The sequence below is a fragment of the Dyella sp. SYSU CM1112 genome (assembly GCF_058216415.1).
On record NZ_JBZEGI010000003.1, the window covers coordinates 117,084 to 135,122 of the forward strand.

22 protein-coding genes are annotated in these 18,039 nt (G+C 55.5%); 7 read left to right on the forward strand and 15 right to left on the reverse strand.

Annotation, left to right across the window (positions count from 1 at the left end; translation table 11 throughout):
• The first annotated feature begins 22 nt into the window (after window positions 1-22).
• The 3 genes from AC4HNJ_RS06285 (at window position 23) to AC4HNJ_RS06295 (ending at window position 883) form a co-directional block, all read left to right on the forward strand.
• Window positions 23-214 (forward strand): hypothetical protein, encoded by a 192-nt coding sequence (locus AC4HNJ_RS06285; RefSeq protein ID WP_490478694.1) that lies wholly within the window; start codon window positions 23-25, stop codon window positions 212-214.
• 217 nt (window positions 215-431) lie between these two features.
• Entirely contained in the window at window positions 432-614 is a 183-nt protein-coding gene (locus AC4HNJ_RS06290) for a hypothetical protein (protein WP_490478695.1), read from the forward strand.
• A gap of 83 nt (window positions 615-697) precedes the next feature.
• Window positions 698-883, forward strand: a complete 186-nt coding sequence (locus tag AC4HNJ_RS06295) for a DUF805 domain-containing protein (protein ID WP_490478696.1) — start codon at window positions 698-700, stop codon at window positions 881-883.
• Between the two features lie 276 nt (window positions 884-1,159).
• Here the strand turns inward: AC4HNJ_RS06295 and AC4HNJ_RS06300 are convergent, their stop codons facing one another.
• The gene (locus tag AC4HNJ_RS06300; protein WP_490478697.1) at window positions 1,160-1,417 is read right to left on the reverse strand and encodes an XAC0095 family protein; all 258 of its coding nucleotides are present in this window, start codon (window positions 1,415-1,417) and stop codon (window positions 1,160-1,162) included.
• A gap of 1,159 nt (window positions 1,418-2,576) precedes the next feature.
• Between AC4HNJ_RS06300 and AC4HNJ_RS06305 the strand changes: the two genes are divergently transcribed.
• A complete protein-coding gene (locus AC4HNJ_RS06305; RefSeq protein ID WP_490478698.1) occupies window positions 2,577-2,957 on the forward strand; it encodes a hypothetical protein in 381 nt (126 codons plus the stop codon).
• A 755-nt stretch (window positions 2,958-3,712) separates the two neighbouring features.
• On the opposite strand, the gene AC4HNJ_RS06310 is transcribed toward AC4HNJ_RS06305, so the two are convergent.
• From AC4HNJ_RS06310 to AC4HNJ_RS06350, 9 genes are all read right to left on the reverse strand, one after another.
• Window positions 3,713-4,078, reverse strand: coding sequence for a DUF2262 domain-containing protein (locus AC4HNJ_RS06310; RefSeq protein ID WP_490478699.1), 366 nt, complete (start codon window positions 4,076-4,078; stop codon window positions 3,713-3,715).
• Between the two features lie 19 nt (window positions 4,079-4,097).
• Complete coding sequence (locus AC4HNJ_RS06315; protein WP_490478700.1) at window positions 4,098-4,481, reverse strand: hypothetical protein; 384 nt, start codon at window positions 4,479-4,481, stop codon at window positions 4,098-4,100.
• A gap of 916 nt (window positions 4,482-5,397) precedes the next feature.
• Complete coding sequence (locus AC4HNJ_RS06320; RefSeq protein ID WP_490478701.1) at window positions 5,398-5,913, reverse strand: DUF2199 domain-containing protein; 516 nt, start codon at window positions 5,911-5,913, stop codon at window positions 5,398-5,400.
• Between the two features lie 56 nt (window positions 5,914-5,969).
• Complete coding sequence (locus AC4HNJ_RS06325; RefSeq protein ID WP_490478702.1) at window positions 5,970-6,371, reverse strand: hypothetical protein; 402 nt, start codon at window positions 6,369-6,371, stop codon at window positions 5,970-5,972.
• A gap of 67 nt (window positions 6,372-6,438) precedes the next feature.
• Entirely contained in the window at window positions 6,439-7,008 is a 570-nt protein-coding gene (locus tag AC4HNJ_RS06330; RefSeq protein ID WP_490478703.1) for a hypothetical protein, read from the reverse strand.
• Window positions 7,009-7,066: 58 nt separating this feature from the next.
• Entirely contained in the window at window positions 7,067-7,495 is a 429-nt protein-coding gene (locus AC4HNJ_RS06335; protein WP_490478704.1) for a hypothetical protein, read from the reverse strand.
• Between the two features lie 81 nt (window positions 7,496-7,576).
• Window positions 7,577-7,990 carry a DUF4279 domain-containing protein gene (locus AC4HNJ_RS06340; RefSeq protein WP_490478705.1) on the reverse strand — a complete coding sequence of 138 codons (414 nt, stop codon included), beginning with the start codon at window positions 7,988-7,990 and terminating at the stop codon, window positions 7,577-7,579.
• Window positions 7,991-8,046: 56 nt separating this feature from the next.
• The gene (locus AC4HNJ_RS06345) at window positions 8,047-8,409 is read right to left on the reverse strand and encodes a hypothetical protein (protein WP_490478706.1); all 363 of its coding nucleotides are present in this window, start codon (window positions 8,407-8,409) and stop codon (window positions 8,047-8,049) included.
• 417 nt (window positions 8,410-8,826) lie between these two features.
• Window positions 8,827-9,159, reverse strand: coding sequence for a hypothetical protein (locus AC4HNJ_RS06350; RefSeq protein WP_490478707.1), 333 nt, complete (start codon window positions 9,157-9,159; stop codon window positions 8,827-8,829).
• A 240-nt stretch (window positions 9,160-9,399) separates the two neighbouring features.
• Here AC4HNJ_RS06350 and AC4HNJ_RS06355 point away from each other — a divergent pair, with 240 nt between their 5' ends.
• Entirely contained in the window at window positions 9,400-10,341 is a 942-nt protein-coding gene (locus tag AC4HNJ_RS06355; RefSeq protein ID WP_490478708.1) for an integron integrase, read from the forward strand.
• Window positions 10,342-10,856: 515 nt separating this feature from the next.
• Here AC4HNJ_RS06355 and AC4HNJ_RS06360 read toward each other — a convergent pair.
• Window positions 10,857-11,234, reverse strand: a complete 378-nt coding sequence (locus AC4HNJ_RS06360; RefSeq protein WP_490478709.1) for a DUF6632 domain-containing protein — start codon at window positions 11,232-11,234, stop codon at window positions 10,857-10,859.
• Window positions 11,235-11,851: 617 nt separating this feature from the next.
• Between AC4HNJ_RS06360 and AC4HNJ_RS06365 the strand changes: the two genes are divergently transcribed.
• Together AC4HNJ_RS06365 and AC4HNJ_RS06370 are read left to right on the forward strand one after the other, a co-directional pair.
• Complete coding sequence (locus AC4HNJ_RS06365; protein ID WP_490478710.1) at window positions 11,852-13,174, forward strand: ABC transporter permease; 1,323 nt, start codon at window positions 11,852-11,854, stop codon at window positions 13,172-13,174.
• Window positions 13,175-13,199: 25 nt separating this feature from the next.
• On the forward strand, window positions 13,200-14,453 hold the full coding sequence (locus tag AC4HNJ_RS06370; RefSeq protein WP_490478711.1) for an ABC transporter permease: 1,254 nt from the start codon (window positions 13,200-13,202) through the stop codon (window positions 14,451-14,453).
• A 709-nt stretch (window positions 14,454-15,162) separates the two neighbouring features.
• Here AC4HNJ_RS06370 and AC4HNJ_RS06375 read toward each other — a convergent pair.
• The 4 genes from AC4HNJ_RS06375 to AC4HNJ_RS06390 all read right to left on the reverse strand — a co-directional run bounded on the left by AC4HNJ_RS06375 (window position 15,163) and on the right by AC4HNJ_RS06390 (window position 17,911).
• Entirely contained in the window at window positions 15,163-15,762 is a 600-nt protein-coding gene (locus tag AC4HNJ_RS06375) for a YkgB family protein (RefSeq protein ID WP_490478712.1), read from the reverse strand.
• A gap of 47 nt (window positions 15,763-15,809) precedes the next feature.
• On the reverse strand, window positions 15,810-16,343 hold the full coding sequence (locus tag AC4HNJ_RS06380) for a carboxymuconolactone decarboxylase family protein (protein ID WP_490478713.1): 534 nt from the start codon (window positions 16,341-16,343) through the stop codon (window positions 15,810-15,812).
• Window positions 16,344-16,721: 378 nt separating this feature from the next.
• On the reverse strand, window positions 16,722-17,153 hold the full coding sequence (locus tag AC4HNJ_RS06385) for a hypothetical protein (protein WP_490478714.1): 432 nt from the start codon (window positions 17,151-17,153) through the stop codon (window positions 16,722-16,724).
• Window positions 17,154-17,479: 326 nt separating this feature from the next.
• Window positions 17,480-17,911 (reverse strand): hypothetical protein, encoded by a 432-nt coding sequence (locus tag AC4HNJ_RS06390; protein WP_490478715.1) that lies wholly within the window; start codon window positions 17,909-17,911, stop codon window positions 17,480-17,482.
• Between the last annotated feature and the right edge of the window lie 128 nt (window positions 17,912-18,039).

Sequence of the window (18,039 nt, forward strand, 5' to 3'; positions counted from 1 at the left end):
GCTTCTACACCCTGCCATGACCATGGATCCCGCCCGTGATTTTACCGGCGCAGGCCTTTCCGTCCAGCCGATGCACCGCGGCTTTTATGTCGCATCGCTGTCTGAACGCCATGCACGCCTGCACTTCTGCCATGCCGACTGCGTGGTGGCGATAACCACCCATAGACCAATGAACGCAAAGATATTTTTTGCCATGACGCATTCCTTTTTCTGAAAACACATACACCCGGTACGGATAACCAGGTTCCCATCCAGGATGCTCCGGCGGCGTCTCATCCATGGAGAACGAAAAAAGTACGGGCGCCCCTCTCTTTGCCTCGTATAAGGCCAAGGTCCTGTGCAGCCAGCTGCCGCAGGATCACTAAAGAGATTCCAGGCCAGACCGATAGCTTTTCTAAGGTCCCACTACAACGGGGCCTGGGAGTCCCGTCATGACCACATCATCTGTCGTTGCAGCGCTAATGCTGCATAACCAAACGTGTTCCCACTGCCGCATGGGCGAGCCGTGCCTGGTAGCTGAGCGTATTCAGGACGACTGGTTCCTGGCGGTTGCGCCGGCACAGCCAGCGGCGCCCGCCGAGCCCTCGCGCTGGCCGGAGTCGGATGCAGCTTGAAGGAGCGGCGTATCGCGTGTGCCCCCGCTACCGCTAAGCTAATCCCGCTCCAATCGGGGGCCAACGGGGTATGAAGGGGACTTATGCATCCGCATCCGCTCTTCGGATTGATCGCGGCCATCCTGGCTGTCATTCCCGCCTGGAAGATTGTTTCGAAAGCCGGCTACAACGGCGCTTGGGCATTACTGATCTTCGTGCCCGTGGTCAACATCATCATGTTGTATGTGTTTGCGTTTAGCGATTGGCCGTCGGATCGTCCGGCGTCGTGATGCGGCACGCGCGGCCACGCTGATCAATCCTTTGTACGTACAAATTGGCGACGATGCTTACTGCGGAAATGGCCGCGTGGTCGCTTTTCGATGGCCGTCGAGGCGGGCCGCACACCGTTCAGAACCGTTTTCCGCCTACGCGGCCACGTCGTGTGGCCATGCGGCGGAAAGCCGTTTGACCGCCTTGAGAAAAGGCCCGTCTAAAACGTATGACGCCGCAGATGCCCTTGTTAATTCTGTTTGCTGGTTCCGGCGCGTCGCAACGCATGCATCGGCTTACCAAACAATCTCGTCACGAGGCCGCGTCACCGCGTGATGCAACACCTCGTTAATCTGGCCTGCAAAGCGTTCGAAGCTTTCGCCTAATGCTGACCGGCTGACTTCGAGCAATACGCCATCTTCCGGCTCGTTGTGTGGATAAGCGAGCGCAGCGAGAAACAAAAGCTGATCGCGGATTTCCTGCAACTTGATATGGCCGTCTTCACTCAGCTGATAAGGATGTGAATCCAGCAAGGGATGGTGTTTGGTTTGCATAGCTTGATTCCATGTCTTTAAATCACGCCGCGCATTGCACGCGGCGTGACGGGACACAGGGCGAACGCCCCGCTGCATCATCGAAAAAGGTGGTAAGCCCTTTTGGACTACGTGCCCCTTATCGCCTGGCGCCACGCAAGCAGCGTGACGGTGAGAGGGATAAACACCGGCAGGGGGTGAACACAGAACCTCGTGCGTGCCGTATCATCCGGCTTAGCCATGATAACTTCCTTCTTAAGTTGTTATGGTCAGCGGGTCGTATGAGTTCCAGCTCATGCGGCCCGCGCTCTCACTTCCAAAGTCGGGCGCGCTGTGCCATCTGTTGTGCGATGAGCACGCCCGACCTGCAAACCATCGCGGAAAGCACCGTGGTTTGTCCAGCGTGTTTCGCTGATGCGATGCAAGTTTGAGACTTTGCCCCATTACCCTGCGTGCGCTTGCTTCTTGCAGCACCCATTGCACACGTGCTTCGTTCCTTCTATCTGCGTTGCACTTCTACTCCCTCCCCTGCAAGCAGGAGATGGTCGGGGTGGGGTTGCTTGCGTTTGCAGTGCTGATTCAATTCAACGCGAGCTTGGCCGCGGACTCCGGTCAGGTTGAATATCGATTCTGGAGATCGCTAAACATCCTGCTGGTTCTGACCACGGCGGATGGCCTGCGGCTTCGTCTGTACCCAAACGGAGGCGATTCTGACCAATCGCAACCCTTGCAGGCTTGATGGTGCCGGGCAAGTTGCGACAAGCAGATGTCGGCCCGTTGCTGCCGGTCGTGAGCATCAGCTTTGCGGAAGCCTATATCCCGGGAGTGATCGTAGGCACCCGGCAATGCGAGTGGGTTCAATGCGCGCGGTGCGCGTCCTTTCAGACAACCAATGCATGCATCTCACGCGCGTAGTTCTTGGCTATGGCCCAAGCTGAACCACTCGTCCATCCGATGCCGATCTTCTCCGAACGCAAACTGTCATTTTGACGTCTGACAGCAGGCGAATTCCGTCTAATAGGCGAATAACAAAGGCGGTCGGGAGAGCCCGACTATCCTCTTACGACGCAACTTCATTCTTACGCTAGTGGTATCCGGCGGCCATATGGCTAACAATTCATCCCATCGGACACGCGTACCGCGCGCCGCTTAACTCAGGTGTTAGACACAGGGGAATAACGTGCGTCATCTAGCGAAACTGTTCGTAGCTGCTGTAGCCATCTGCGCCTTCGCTGCCTCAGCCGAGGAAGTGGCGGTCACGAAAAAACTTCAGGCTGCGATGCAAGATATAGCTGTCCATACCAAGATCGTGATAGTTGACGGGTCGGGAGCCACGCCTAACACTTTCCACGAAGACTCCGACCCCACGACTCTTCAAATTGTAATGTTGGCCAAGCCCTCAGACGGAGCTGCTCAAGTTTCTAGTGATGGCGAGGTCATCTTTCTGCAAAAGGATACCCCGGAGAACGAGCGGCAGTCCCTCTTTGCAACAGCCTTCTATCTCAAAGCTAAGGCGCGCGAGGCCGCTTCGCAACTAGCCAAAGCACACAGCTCACCGTAGGTGTCTAACATCTCATTTTAGCGGCTTCGCCGCTTAACTTCGGCGTTAGCATCTATGCGACAAATCTTTGGAATAGTTGGAGCAGTCTTTATCGCTGCACTTGTACCGGCGCTCTACTTTGGTGTTCTCGGGTCGTCTTTCCGTGTTGGCTTACTCGCTCTCGTGCTCGCTTCGCTGTGGGTTGTTCTACTCGGCCTTCCAACCTTTCTTCTTTTTAAGCATCGTGGGCTGGTTCGTTGGTGGTCTGCGACTATCTCCGGTTTCTTTCTGGGGGCAGTGCCCACAGCGCTCATTTCTTGGCCCTATAAACCAAGCTCTGGTTCTGGCTACAGTGCGTGGGGCGGGCACAAAATGGTCGAGTATGTGGTTAACGGTGTACCAACACACGCCGGATGGGTTCAATACATTCTAGGCTCTGCTGGCATGGGCCTCATGGGTGCAGCATCAGCAGTTATGTTTTGGGTGGTGTGGCGGCTCTTAGTGGGTCCTAACCAGCCATCCAAACGCACGCACCATCCGCGCACCACTTAACTCAGCGTTAGGCGCTATGGAACTCATCGCAATAATTGAAAAGGCTTGGGGTTGGCTCGGTATAAAGCCGATAGATATATACGACATCACTGAGCACGGTCTCAGCTTCTAGATCAGGTGTAGCTAAAACCCTATGTCGGTCGTGTCCGCATTCCGACCCTTATCGGTCGGTGGCGAAGGGCTGCTTTCGGGAAGGCTAGGTATCAACGCCTGAGTTAGTTTGCTTAGCCAAGAATCTGAGCATGGCAAGGCAGCCCGCTTCTGACAGTGATTTCGATCCTGTGGCCTGCGAAGATGCCACCATCTTCAAAGTAGACCAATGCCGCTCCGACCTCATCGTAAACATGAACCGAGGGCCGAGCCAGTTTTTGCATGAAGGCTTGCTCGTCGAGCTGACCAATCTCGTCGTCTAGCCAGACATTGTTGTAGAGCGGCAAAAGTGCTTGTGCTGCGTAGCGCTTGAACTCACCGAGGTTAGCGATGAGGGTTGAGTAGTAAGCAACTGCGTCCGGTGTCGGCCGACCATTGCAGAGATAAGGGCCGTCGAGCACTTCGACGTTTACTGCTGCATGTTGAAGTGTGACGCTCATGGGCAACCTAATGCCTGAATTAAGTGGCGCGCGGCACGCGCGTCCGCTTGGACGAATTGTTGGGCCAATAGTGCTCAATAACAGCCTTGGCCTGATGAAGCGAAGCAGCAGCCTCCGCTCGATACGCTTTGATGGCTTCGGCTTGGCGGCGTTCTTCAACTAAGCGACCGACTTCAGGTGATAGAACTGGCATCGTCTCGACGCTCTGGTAAACAGTAGTTTTTTGAATAGCGGCGCGACCGAACGCAACTGCGCCGAACACCCCAAACACCCATGCGGCAATACCCCAGATGCCGCGGACCGAACCATCCATGGCGTTAGCAACGAGTGCTACAGCACCTGCAACGGACAACAAACCACACATTACACGTTGCCAGACTGGTGTACTTATTTTCGTCACCATGCCGATCTCCTTGGCCTAACGCCTGAGTTAAGCGGCGCCGGAGGCGTCCGCCTTGAACGAGATGTTAGAAGCAACTCGCGACGCATGCTACCGACGTGAGCGAGCAAGAATTGACCACCAACCGTACCCAATAGCCGCTATACCGACTGGAACGCCGATGACTACGCAGGCGACCGCGGGAACAAAGAGCAGTCGGGAGTGCCAGTGCATGGCAAGAAGCACGCCGAAGAAACCACCAAAGGCCGAACAGGCCGCGACAAGTGCAAGTCGCAAGGCCCTAGAGGAATGACCGATAGCTATGTTTGGATTTGAGGCTATGGGCATGCGACTTCTAACTATTAAATATGTGGACCCCTAGGTCCGGCTATACATCTCTTGCTGGACGCCAGGAACGGTAGCACAACCCTATGATGTAGAAGGAACTTCGCGGATCTGCGTCCGGCTGATCGAAAGCAGTCTAGCCGGACACGGCTAACGCCGAAATCGGGCTTCCGCTCGCCGCTGCAAGCACCAACTATGCAAGCTTCCAACGGCTGGCATTCGGCAACTTTGTTGAGGCCGCGACCGGCTGCCTGTGGCCGATACTAGACCCACGGAGACATCTGCTGACTGTCAACAACAGCGCCATGTTCAGGCGTTACAACATCCGCAGCTGCGGATTCCGATCAGGTTGAATATTGATTCCGAAGATCGCTGAACATCCTGCTGGTTCTGACCAAGGCGGATGGCCTGCGGCTTCGTCTGTACCCAAACGGAGGCGATTCTGACCAATCACAACCCCTGGAGACTTGGTGGTGCGGGGCAAGTTGCGACGGGCAGATGTCGACCCATTTCTGCCGGTCACGACCGTCCGCTTTCGGGAAGGCCCGTCTTTAACGTCTGAGTTAAGCGGCGCCGGAGGCGTCCGCTTGGATGATTAGTTAGCTCCGTGCATAGCCACTTCAGCGACTCGCTGAGCATCTTGAATTGTGAGGCCGTCGCAAAAGTGCTGGAACAGAGGGTGATTGACCTCTTGGAGTTCTAAATATGGCCGCAAACCGCCAAGACGGGGCCTTACATTTGCCTTTAGATTGATCGTTTCGGGATAGTACGGGAGCACATTACTGAACCAGCCAAAGTATGAATCCGATTCGTCATGTTCTTCCCAAGAAGAGGTGTAGCGCTCGAAGCTATCCGCACTTAAGGACACCCATACACCCCACATGAAGGGTTCGGTTACCCCATGGATGGGAATCTCCAAAACCACCCTGATAAACCGATCAACTTGGTCATCATACGTAATCGTGCAGAGGTCGCTTGTAAGGACTGCTTTCCTTTCCTTGTCCTGGTCGGAAAGCGCTCCGTAATGCATAGGTGAGGAAAACGAAAAACTCGGCGAGCCTTCATGCACCTTTCCGCAACAAGAACATGTATATGCAAAGATTCCGGCCATTTCGTTAGCTAACGCCTGAATTAAGCGGCGCCGAAGGCGTCCGCTTGGATGATTGGTTAGGGTCTACGCCGTAGGCCAAAGCGAGCCCGATAGGCATAAACCGCACCCGGAATACCGATGAAAGCCAAATACAAGCAAGCGTTGAGCACTGAAGGCTCACTACGTGCACCGGACCAATAGTCGCCGCGAGAAAGCTCAACGACAAGGTACCAAATGCCAAGGCCAAATATGGTGCAGCCAATGACGCTACCAATGAATTGCCGGGCACGCCCTTGAGTGAAGCATACAACTGCAATCAGCAGACAGAAGACGCCAAACAAGTAAAAAATGAACGCTTTATTGGTAGATGGGGCGGTTAGCAGCATGATGATGCCAAAAAGAGTAGCGAATGCACTAAGCAGCAGCCTCGCACCGAAGCTCAACCCATGATTGATTGTCTGCTCAGCTTCCCGATACATGGCTGTGTCCAGTAGACCCTAACGCTGGAGTTAAGCGGCGCCGGAGGCGTCCGCCTTGAACGAATTGTTAGACGGCTGGCAACTGGAATGTGTACGCATTTGGTTTGGCCGCCATAAGGTTGCCGAAGAGTAGCCAAGTTTGACTGTCCGGACCAAGCTGGCCAAATAGCCAGATTTCTTTGAGCTTGAGCTCGGAAACGTTCAAGTCTTGCGGTTTGAAATGAATTTTGCGGTTGATATGAATTGCAACGACAAGATCAGCAGACCCAGAGTACTTCTTGAGCTTATCTATTTCGGATTGCAGGTCAGTAGAAGGATTCAGGCGATCCGGTACAAGTTGCTTCAACTGTATGGGAAATCTATAGATGATGCCGTTGTGCTCGTAGGCGCCAATATAGTCGTAGTCAGAGCTCTCATGTGCAGCGAAAAGAATTTTCTTGTTTAGCACTTGCCCAGCGCCATGGCAGAAGATTGCGCATCTCCAATCTTCTGAAATGGACCGAACTTTTCGGTTAAGCAGAATGTCCGACGCATTTTTGTATTTCTTAATTCCAGTGGACTCAAACAGCTGATCTAAACCAACCAACATCTTGGTCGGGTTGTTGTAACTCAACTTTGACCACTCTGGATCTTGCATGCCTGCCGTCTAACGCTGGAGTTAAGCGGCGGCGAAGCCGTCCGCCTTGAACGAGATGTTAGGTGCCACTGCGTAGCTGCCTCATATAGGCGACTGTTAAAAGCCGCAGGCCCACCCACACACCAACACCCATGGAAATAGGAACCAGCGTGTCCGGCGTAACTTTGCCTGTTGTGGCCAATGCCCGGATAACCGTTGCTGCCCCCGTTGAGAGCATAACGAAAGCACCTAGATGGAAGAACTGTTCGCCATGAGCAAAATTAAATGGATTCTTCTCCCAAGAAGGCGGCTGCCAGTCGAATCGCGGGCCTTTTAGAATGAAAAGTACGCCGAAGCCAACAACCATCGCGGTAGGGAAGACGGCAGAAATTACACCGACAGCAAACCACGTCATCGGAGGCGCGGCCACCGGAGTAGCGGGCCCGAAAAGTGCCAAAACAAAAGAAAGGCCAACGATTCCCAATCGTATAGTTTTCCAGTGACTCATCTTTGGCACCTAACGCTGAGTTAAGCGGCTCACGGTACGCGTGTCCGCTTGGACGAAATGTTAGGGCGTAACCTGCGCGCCCTAGTACACATCATGGATGAAAGTAGCACCTAGTAAAGCAATGCGACTAAGCGTGCTTGGGGAAAGGTCGAGTGCGTAGTTGCGGTTACTGGATGTACTTACCCATATGCGCACATTGCCACCCTTGCTGAGCTCAACGAGGAAGTCTTGATGTGGCTCCAAGAAGGTGAGCAGTTCCTCTAACGCATCCTCGACTAGTGTATCGGTAGAGTCGCGCCAACCATAAGAGAATGGATTGGCAGCCCAGTAACCGGTTGTGCGAGTACCTGCGAGCAGAGTGCCTTTGGGAGTTTTACGTGGATCACCCGCTCGCCAAGCATGCTGAGGCTCCATGCCGAGTGTGTGAGTGACCACACTCGGCTCAAGTCCAGGATGCGAAATTCGTAAATCGACAATGTGCGAGTAAAGCTGCATTTGCGTCCTAACGCCTGAGTTAAGCGGCGGCGAAGCCGTCCGCCTTGAACGAGATGTTAGATGCTCTCGGGGACTTTTTGGAGCGCAGGTTTGGCGAATTTGAAGAAATAGAAGCCAATCAAAAGCATAACCGTATTGAATACTGCGTTTGGCACGGAATGGAAATAGGCAGCACCGTCTAAAAGCACGGCTAGCCACATTGCCACGCCTGACAGCATGACCACCGCCGCCCACAACTTTACAGCGATGTAGGACCATGATTTGCGTAGATAGACGGAGCCAAGTACCGCGAGCTGGACGGCCAGTGGCAATAGTGCGAGGAGCCGGCCCGAGACCAAAGCGAGCATGTTTGCAGCGAGAAGCGCTCCCAGAACCACGTAGAGCGCTGGGACAAAATGCTTTTGGGGGTTTGTTGGCATAGTGTCCGTCGCTGGGCAATCTAACGCCTGAGTTAAGCGGCGCCGGAGGCGTCCGCTTGGATGAATAGTTAGAGCGCCTCAGCAGTGTACAAGGCGCACCAACAAGCATTGCACGAAATGCGGGACGACTCGTGTGCCAACGTCGTGAAATTAGCAATGGCCTGCTCTTCAGGAAGAGAACCTCCAATAAATACAAAAATCTCGGAGCTTTTGTTTAGGCCGTGCAAGATGCGGATGACCCTAGGAGCCGACTGCAAGGTTGTTGAGGCGATAAGCGACTTGAGGTGCGGACACACCCAGCGCTCCCCCTCCGCTAGAGACCTTTCTTCGCAGATCGTGCCGTTAAATTGAATGGTTGGCATTTAACTCTAACGCTTGAGTTAAGCGGCGGCGCAGCCGTCCGCCTTGAACGAAATGTTAGAACTCTTGCGAGTGCACCCAAGCAAGTAGTGCTTTTGCTGATTGCGTTGCCCAAGATGTGTAGTGCTGCTCAGCCGCTTCGCGCTCTTGATCGTAACGTACAAGCGCATCGCGCGCCCACAACTCACGTACTGGACCAAGCGGAAATTGGTCAGTCTCTGAGTCGATGCCGACGAACGGAATAAACAAAGGATTGTTCTCTTGCCTCAGGGCGAAGCGACTTGCCGAGACGATGCGAGACGCCTCAACCACACCGATGCGAGAAGCGAGCAACGCTTCAAGCGCTTCGCTGAGGGTCGAAAGACTCTGCAATTTCTGTGTGCTGCTCATGAGTTCTAACTACTTAATATACGGACCCGTGGGTCCGGTTATACATCTTGCGCAACGCACCACGAATGGTTACGCAACCCCATGATTGAAAAACAACTTCGCCACGTTCGGTCCGGCTATGCAGACGCAGTATATCCGGACCCCGCAGACGCGCGAATTTCGCTATCTTGGTGCTTTTCATACCACCAGGAGTGACCGTTATGGGGTGAACTGCCCGCTACCTCACCACCCCCACGTCTCATGGATCAGGTGTCCGCGCTCTGCCGCCGGCGCCACCTGAGCCGGCGGACCGAAGAGGCGTATCGATTCTGGATCCGGCGCTACATCCTTTTTCACCACAAACAACCTCCTCGTACGCTTGGCACACAAGGCATCGCACCGTTTGTAAACCACCTGGCGGTCGATCTCAAAGTCGCTGCGTCCACGCAGTCGCAGGCGTTGAATGCCATCCTCTTCTTGTACCGCGACGTGCTCGAAGTGGCCGTCGGTCACTTGGATGGCCTGCGGCGCGTACAACGCTCATCTAAACTTCCCGTCGTGCTAACGGTTGAGGAGGTTCGGCAAACCTTGGCCAAGATGCAGGGCACTCCTCGGCTCATGGCCGAGGTGCTCTACGGCTCAGGCCTGCGTGTCACAGAGTGCATGACACTTCGCATCAAGGACATCGACTTTCGTGCAGAAACCATCACCGTTCGAAGCGGCAAGGGGGCGAAGGACCGCACCACTGTGTTGCCTGCGACGCTGACGCAGGCGCTCCAACAGCACCTGTTTCACGTCATCGCCTTATACAAGCGCGATGTCGATCGAGGCCGCGGATATGTTCCGTTACCCGGAGCGCTGTACCGGAAGTATCCCAATGCCGCTCGCAGCCCTGCCTGGCAGTTCGTATTTCCGTCCAAAGTAGTGCGTCCCTGCCCTGAAACGGGTCGACTACTTCGCTGGCACGCTTCAGAAGCCATGGTCCAGAGGACATTCAAGCTAGCGCTGGAGCAAACTGGTGTCCGCAAGCATGCCAGCGTCCATACGTTACGACACTCGTTTGCCATGCACCTTCTTGCCCAAGGAACGGACATTCGAACCATTCAGTTGTTGCTCGGGCACCGCAGCCTACAGACAACGATGATCTACACCCACGTTCACCAGGACGTGAGTCATACGATGAGTCCGCTTGATCGTCTGTAGCGGGTATACATGCGCCGGTCATTAGCGCGGTCGGCGCATGTTCGCGTGCTGTTGCCTGGCGTTGAACATTCCGGGCGCCGAACGACCGCTATCGGGCGACGCGACTGATTCGCCGACCGGCTGTTGTTGGCCGATACTAGACCCACGGAGACATCTGCTGACTGTCAACAACAGCGCCATGTTCAGGCGTTACAACATCCGCAGCTGCGGATTCCGGTCAGGTTGAATATCGATTCCGAAGATCGCTGAACATCCTATTGGTTCTAACCAAGGCGGATGGCCTGCGGCTTCGTCTGCACTCAAACGGAAGCGATTCTGACCGATCACAAACCTGTGCAGACTTGATGGTACCGGGCAAGCTGCGACAAGCAGATGTCGACCCTTTTCAGTTATTGATGAAGGCCCGCTTTGGAGAGGCTTGATGACAATCTGTGACCAGTAGTTCTCCAAACTCAACAACGCGAACACCGAGGTACTTTTGGCGAAGCGGATGTCAGCCAATCCGACCCTAAACTTTACGAAGTAGCTGTCAGCTCTGCCGATTGCTTCGTCGGCGCCAGAGCGATCAGCGGCACGCCGATCACGATCAGCATGGCAGACATGCCAAACAACTCCGGGCGGCCATCAACGTCGTTGTACGCTTGAACCAGCATGACACCAGCGTGCGCGAAGCTAGACCACGCCGTGAACCAAATCAGGCTTCGATGCTCCGATGGCTTTCGCACCGCAATCAGCAAGAAAACTCCGAGTGTGACGTAAAGGCTGAGGAACATGGGCACGATCTCATCGGCGTGTCGCCAGAACCATAAAGACATTACCAACGGATAGATGCCTGCCAGGAAAAGCAGTCCGCTTACGATCATCACGTATTTCAGCAGCAGCTCCCGAGACATAGTGCCCTCCTGCGAGTCCGGTGATGCGCGGTAAGTCAACACGCCAAATGTGGAAAGCTGGTCTGAAGAAGCCTGGTCACAACCCAGGAGAGCGTGTCGTTCTGACCATCAGAGCCAAGATGGCGCATTAACTCCGTAGCCATCGCTGCGGATGCCGTTGATGGTGGCGTACACGATAGCCAGGCAGGGGCTCGATCGCGCGTGCTAGACGTCATTGTGACAAACGGCATTCCGCATCGATAACAATGCGCCGTTCCGCCGCACACGATACCACTACCCCCGTTGCCGATTACGTCGGCGTGTTTAATGTTGCCGGTGTATACGCATGACAGGTTATGGCCAATGGTAGCCTTTGCGCTCCCGGTGGGCGGGCACGCTGCGACCGGCAGAGGTCGATCCATTCCGGCCCGTGACGACACTTCGCTACCTGGAAAGCTGGTGACATAAGGGTGTCCGTTAACTATCCGCATACTGTCCGCGGACAATTCTCGCGTGGTGCAGCGTCGGTTAATTCATTGAAATTTCGTCAAAAGTCTTGGCCGCACGATTGGCATGATATTGGCTTCTTGCAATCAGGATATAGGAGTCATCGCCTCGACGACCGAAGGACTTTTCGCATGTTTGGTTACTACCTTGAACTAGCCTTGCGTAGCTTGAAGCGCAGCCCCGGCCTCACCGCGCTCATGGTGCTGGCGATCGGCTTCGGCGTGGCCGTGTCGATGACCACCTACTCCGTGTTCCGCGCGGTATCGGGCGATCCGATTCCATGGAAATCCTCGCAGTTGTTCGTGCCGCAAATCGACATGTGGGGACCGACTGGACGCGATGCCACCGGCGAGCCGCCGACGGCGATGGACTATACCGATGCGGTGGCGTTGATGCGCGATCATCGCGCCAAACTGCAGTCGGCGATGTATCCGATTTGGCCTTTGGTGGTACCGGCTGATCCCAGCAAGCATCCGTTCAATATCGATGGACATGCGGTCTATAGCGAGTTTTTCCCGATGCTGGACGTGCCGTTCAAATATGGTGGCGGCTGGAGCGCGCACGACGATGCGCAGCGCGCGCCGGTGGCGGTGATCAGCGGCAAGCTTAACGACAAATTGTTCGGCGGCGCCAATAGCGTGGGCAAGACACTGAATATCGATGGCAAGGATTACCGCGTGGTCGGCGTGTTGAATCACTGGGATCCGCAGCCGCGCTTTTATGACGTAGTGAATACCGATAGTGGCGGCTTCATCAGTGGTGGTGAGGATGTGTTTCTGCCGTTCCAGCGTGCCGCCGCGGTGGGTATGGGCACCGCTGGTGTCGACAACTGCAACGAATCGCCCAAGGAAGCCGGTTTTGACGGTCTGGTGCATTCCAGTTGCAGCTGGATCGCCTATATGGTCGAGCTGGATGATGCGGCGGCAGTGACACGTTACCGCGATTATCTGGACGCCTATGCGCGAGAGCAACAACAGGCAGGTCGCTTCAACTGGGCACCCAACAACCGCCTGCGCGATTTACCGGCGTGGCTGGATTATCTGCATGTGGTGCCCAGCGATACCAAGGTTTCGCTGCTGGTGGCGTTGGGCCTGCTGGTGGGGTGTCTGGTGAACACGGCAGGCCTGCTGCTGGCCAAATTTCTGCGTCGCAGTGTCGAGATCGGCGTGCGCCGCGCGCTGGGTGCGCCACGCAGCGCGGTGTACGCGCAGTTTCTCACCGAGGCCGGCGTGGTCGGTGCCGCTGGGGGTGTGCTCGGCCTGTTGCTTACCGGCGTTGGCGTAGCCAGCGTGAAGTTCGTGCTGCCCGGGGACATTGCCACGCTGGCGCGGTTGGACCCCTCGTTGCTGATGCTCACCTTGCTGGTGGCCGTGTTGGCGACCTTGCTGTCCGGTCTATATCCCACCTTCCGTGCAGCGCGGGTGCAACCTGCATGGCAGCTCAAGTCCAACTGAGTGATAACCCATTGAGGGACACACCGTGAAACTCCATCCCATGATTGCCGCGCTGCGCAAGCACAAGGCCGGCGCGTTACTGATCGCGCTGCAGATTGCAGTGACCCTGGCGATTGTCTGCAATGCGACCTTCATTATTGGTCAGCGTATTGCACGGGTAAATCGTCCGACGGGTCTGAACGAAAGCGATCTGTTCCTGATCCAGCAACGCTGGGCGGACGCACCCAATGGGAATGATCTGGCCAGCGTGGAAAAACTCGACGCGATGCAGCGTGATGATCTTGCTGTGCTACGCAAGTTGCCGGACGTGGCATCGGTGACGCCGGTCCGAGCGTTGCCACTGACGAATAATGGAGCGTACAACGGCATTTACCTCAAGCCTGATCAGCAAAAGGCGACGACGGAGGTCGCCTTTTATACGGGCGATGAACAGATATTGCCCACCCTGGGGCTGCGGCTGATCGCCGGGCGCGCGTTCACCGCCGCCGACGTGCGGCATGTAGGCTTCCGCAGTAGCGAGGAGCCCGTTGCGATCATCGTGAGCAAAGCGGTAGCAGACAAGCTCTACCCGCACGGAGATGCCGTGGGCAAGGCGATCTATCTCAACATCGGCGCTACGCCCTCTACCATCATCGGCATTGTCGGGCGCTTGCAGACACCGCATGTGGGTGGTGCTGATGGCGACGTTCCCGCCTACAACTCTTTGATCGAACCGTTACGGCGGGATTACCACACGACCCAATATGCCGTGCGTGCCAAGCCAGGTCGCGAGCAAGCCGCCATGCGTGCTGCCCGGACGGCGCTGTTTGCCGTCGACGCGTTGCGAGCGGTCGACGACGAAGACGGCATTCGCACGTTCTCCGAGATTCGCGCACGAGCCTATCAGGGCGATATCGGCATGGCCCTTTTGATGGGGGCTGTGTGCCTGATCCTGCTTGGCATCACCGCCTTAGGCATCGTCGGCCTGACCAGTTTTTGGGTCGGCCAGCGTCAGCGCCAGATCGGCATCCGCCGCGCGCTGGGTGCGCGCAAGCAGGACATCCTGCGCTACTTCCAAGCCGAGAACCTGATCATCGCCGGTGGTGGTGCAGTGCTCGGCATCGTGCTGGCAATCAGCCTCAATTTGTGGCTGATCACACGCTACGAAATGGATCGGCTGCCAGTGACCTATGTATTGGTGAGCCTGCTGGCAGTACTCGTGCTGGGCCAGCTCGCCGTGCTTGTGCCGGCCCGTCGCGCTTCCAACGTGCCGCCGGTAGTGGCGACGAGAAACGTTTGAACTGCTATTGCCAGAAGAGCTTTCGATGTCCGCTGTCTGGCGACCTGACAGGGATGACCACCGGCCGTTGTTGGCCGATACCAGCCCCCAGAGACATCCGCTAACTGTCAACAACAGCGCCATGTTAGGCCATACCGGAACAGTGTTCAGGCATTACCAGCATCCGCACTTGGCTTCACCCCACCCCAACCCTCCTACACGTAGGGGAGGGAGTTCATCTGCGCAAGATTGAAGCTCAACGTCCGAATGGTTTACGCGTGCACGCAAGCGTCGTTTGCATCCAGACTTGATCTCCCGCTCCCGCCTGCTTTTCGCTTCCTCCCCTGCTTGCAAGGAAGCGGGCTGTCTATGCATGTTGTATGGCGCTGCTCACCTGGCATTTCGACATCGATTACATAGCCATCGCTGCGTGCCTGCACTGGTCTGCTTTGCTGCGTTGTCGAAGTGGGGAAGCCGAGGTAGCGATGGAGGGAGGGTATGCCGGAGTTGAGAAACGCTATCTGGATCAGCCCAGGCAGGCAAAGGCGGCTAGTTGCCCGATGTGTCCAACATCCCGTTAGCCCTTGCCTACCGCTGAGGTCAATGATTGACCTGATACCGCTTTACTTCAGAAGCCTTTGCGGCCGGAGGATTCACTTAGCCGAAATCACTTATCTCGGCTGGTGTCCATCGACCGCAAGACGTGTCGAGGATGAACCTGTTCAAGCGATCAGACGGCGTTCCGCTCGATGTCCCGAGCAGCGCGGGTCAGATCCCGCTGGAGCAGATAGATCGATACCACGAAGAACAGTACATCTTTCACCAGGAAGGCAACCGGCAGGTACATGGCCGGGAAGCCACCGGCTTGCGCCGCCCATGCGTTCGGCAGGAACGGGATGATGCTGACGGTGCCGGCAAAGGTGATGATCGAACCCATCGCGCCCAAGATGCTGAGTTTGCGATTCCAGAAGCCCAGGAAAATCAGCAAGCCGAATAGCCATTCCGTTGTGCCGAGGAAGAAACCTGCGCCGCGAACGCCGAAGGCCGGGATAAGCCAGAACACCAACGGGCTATGTTGGATAAAGGGCGTGATTTGCTGCGCTTCAAAGCTAAACCATTTTTGGTAACCGAAGATCAGGAAGGTAAAAACCATCGCCGCACGAACCAGGTGATGACCGATATCACCTTTGAAAAAGGATGTCTTCGAAAGATGCAGGATAGCCTTGTCGATCACGGTACCCACCGGCTCATCGATCAGGCTGCTTTCCTCGTGTGCACGTGCCGGTGCCAGGCTGCCGGCATTACCGAGTTGTACGTTGACGTTGCTCATGGTCGGATTCCTCAAGTGATGGATGTGCATATCGGATCAGGCATCGATCAAACCGCCGGAAAATCGACCGTCGTATCGTTGATGCGATTGAAGGTGTTGGTGAACACGATGGTCGTGATCGCGAGGCTGATGTCCACGAGTTGCGCGTCGGTGTAACCGGCGGCCTTGATGTCGTTGAACGAGGCGTCGCTGAGGGTGCCGTGGGTTTCAACCAAGGTACGAACGAAGCGGATCAGTGCATCACGCTTGTCGTCGCCGGTGGACTCGCCGTTGCGGATCTGCTTCAAGGTATCCGGCTTCAAACCAGCCATCTTGCCGATCAGGCTGTGTGCGGCCACGCAGTAATCACGACCGGCCACCGTGCTGACGGTGAGCTTGATGGTTTCCTGATCCGCCTTGCTCAGCGAACTACTCGCCAACGTGGCATCCAGCTGCAAGCTGGCCTTCAATGCAGCGGGATTCAGCGCGCCAATCGCGGCCATCGCATTCGGCACGCGGCCGACGGCTTTCTTGATCTGGGCATACACCTCGGCGGTGGCGCCGGTGGCCGACTCCAGAGCGGGGATTTGGATACGTGACATGGGACTGACTCCTGCGTTGTGTGTGGTGTGGGCACACTTTACGGAGAAGAATCGAGACGATTAATGCCTCAGTGGATCAGGGATATGCTTGTTCGTCTCAAAAGACTAACCGCCCCATGCTTCGGTTCAAGGCTGTGTTTGTCATGAAGGCGGCTGCTTCGACTACGATGGATGCTGGGCATTCTTGATCCCGACAGGATTTGCAGCCGTCATTTCGCTCTCTGTTACCGGCGCCAGGCAACTCCTCAGACTTCACCTCACCGAGCATAGTAAGCGCCGTCTTCATCAGGGACGTGGCGCCTGAGAGTGAACGGTTAATCTGATCTAAGGATTCGATCAGATATTAAGCACTTCGCACTGGGGAGGAATCATGCAAGCTCAGTGATATCGATAGTGAATAATTTTCTGAAAATCGGCATACGGCGTGCCGTTCTCTGAGCGCTTAATAATCGCTTCTACTTCCATTTCGGCTTGAAGGTTACATACGATCACCTGTTTGGTATCGTCGCATATTTGCTTTCCGGCAATGAGAAATGCCTTAACGCTGGGGTCCTTCATTAGAGTTACAGATTGTATTTCCAACAAGCATTTTGGGTGGCCGCGCTGCTCATCGGTTATGTAGGTCGCGTAGGCGCTATCGGTGACGTAGTGAACTTTAAGCAGCACCCTCTTACCCAAAAAGGATGATAAGTGCTCGTTGATCTGGCAGATGGTTGCCGGTTGGAAAGACTGACTGTCCTCACTGGCATCTGCCGGTTGAATTGCAAGCATCAGACTTAACGCCACTAATGCCGCGAAAGCCTTCGTCATAAAACTCCTCTCTTGTACTGCTCCCAACGACGGAAGCATGTCCTGGCGAGAGCTCTCATCACCTGAAAAGCAACACAAAACAGCATCGTCATGTTGACCGAAGCGCGCCGTGATCCTTCGACGCCCTGCACCGCCCTGGAACGGTATCGACTCTCACCTACAGAGCTGTTCCCCGACTGGCAAATTGCGCCTCATGCGTCGGAAATGATGATTCGTCGTCATGAGGCATCGCGTCCAACGAGACTATCGCAAGTACCTTTCAAGAGTCGGAACATGAGCCTGGAAGAGGTTGATTACGTTCCTGATCGCGCGCGAGTCGATCAAGCTCAATAGTATCGGTAGTGGATAATCTTCTGAAAATCAGCATATGGCGTGCCATTCTCTAAGCGCTTGATAATCGCTTCCACCTCCATTTCGGCGTCAAGGTTACATACAAGTACCCGTTTGGTAGCGTCGCATAGTTCCCTTCCGGCCTTGAAGAACGCTTTAACGCTGGGATCTTTCATTAGAGCCACGGTTTGTATTTCTAGCAAGCACTTTGGACGGCCGTGCTTCTCATCGGTTATGTAGGTCGCGTAGGCGCTATCGGTGACGTAGTGAACTTTAAGCAACACCCTTTTACCCAAAAAGGATGATAAATGCTCGTTGATCTGGCAGATGGTCGCCGGTTGGAAAGACTGGCTGTCCTCACCGGCATCTGCCGGTTGAATTGCAAACATCAGACTTAACGCCACTAATGCCGCGAAAGCCTTCGTCATAAAAACCCCCTATGGAATCGCGCTGCATAGCGCATAACCAATAGCTTGCACCATACTGATTGTCAATCGAGCCAGGCCCAGTCGCCGTCTTAACTTCGGAGAGAAGCGCGGCGCAGCGGCGTGTTAAG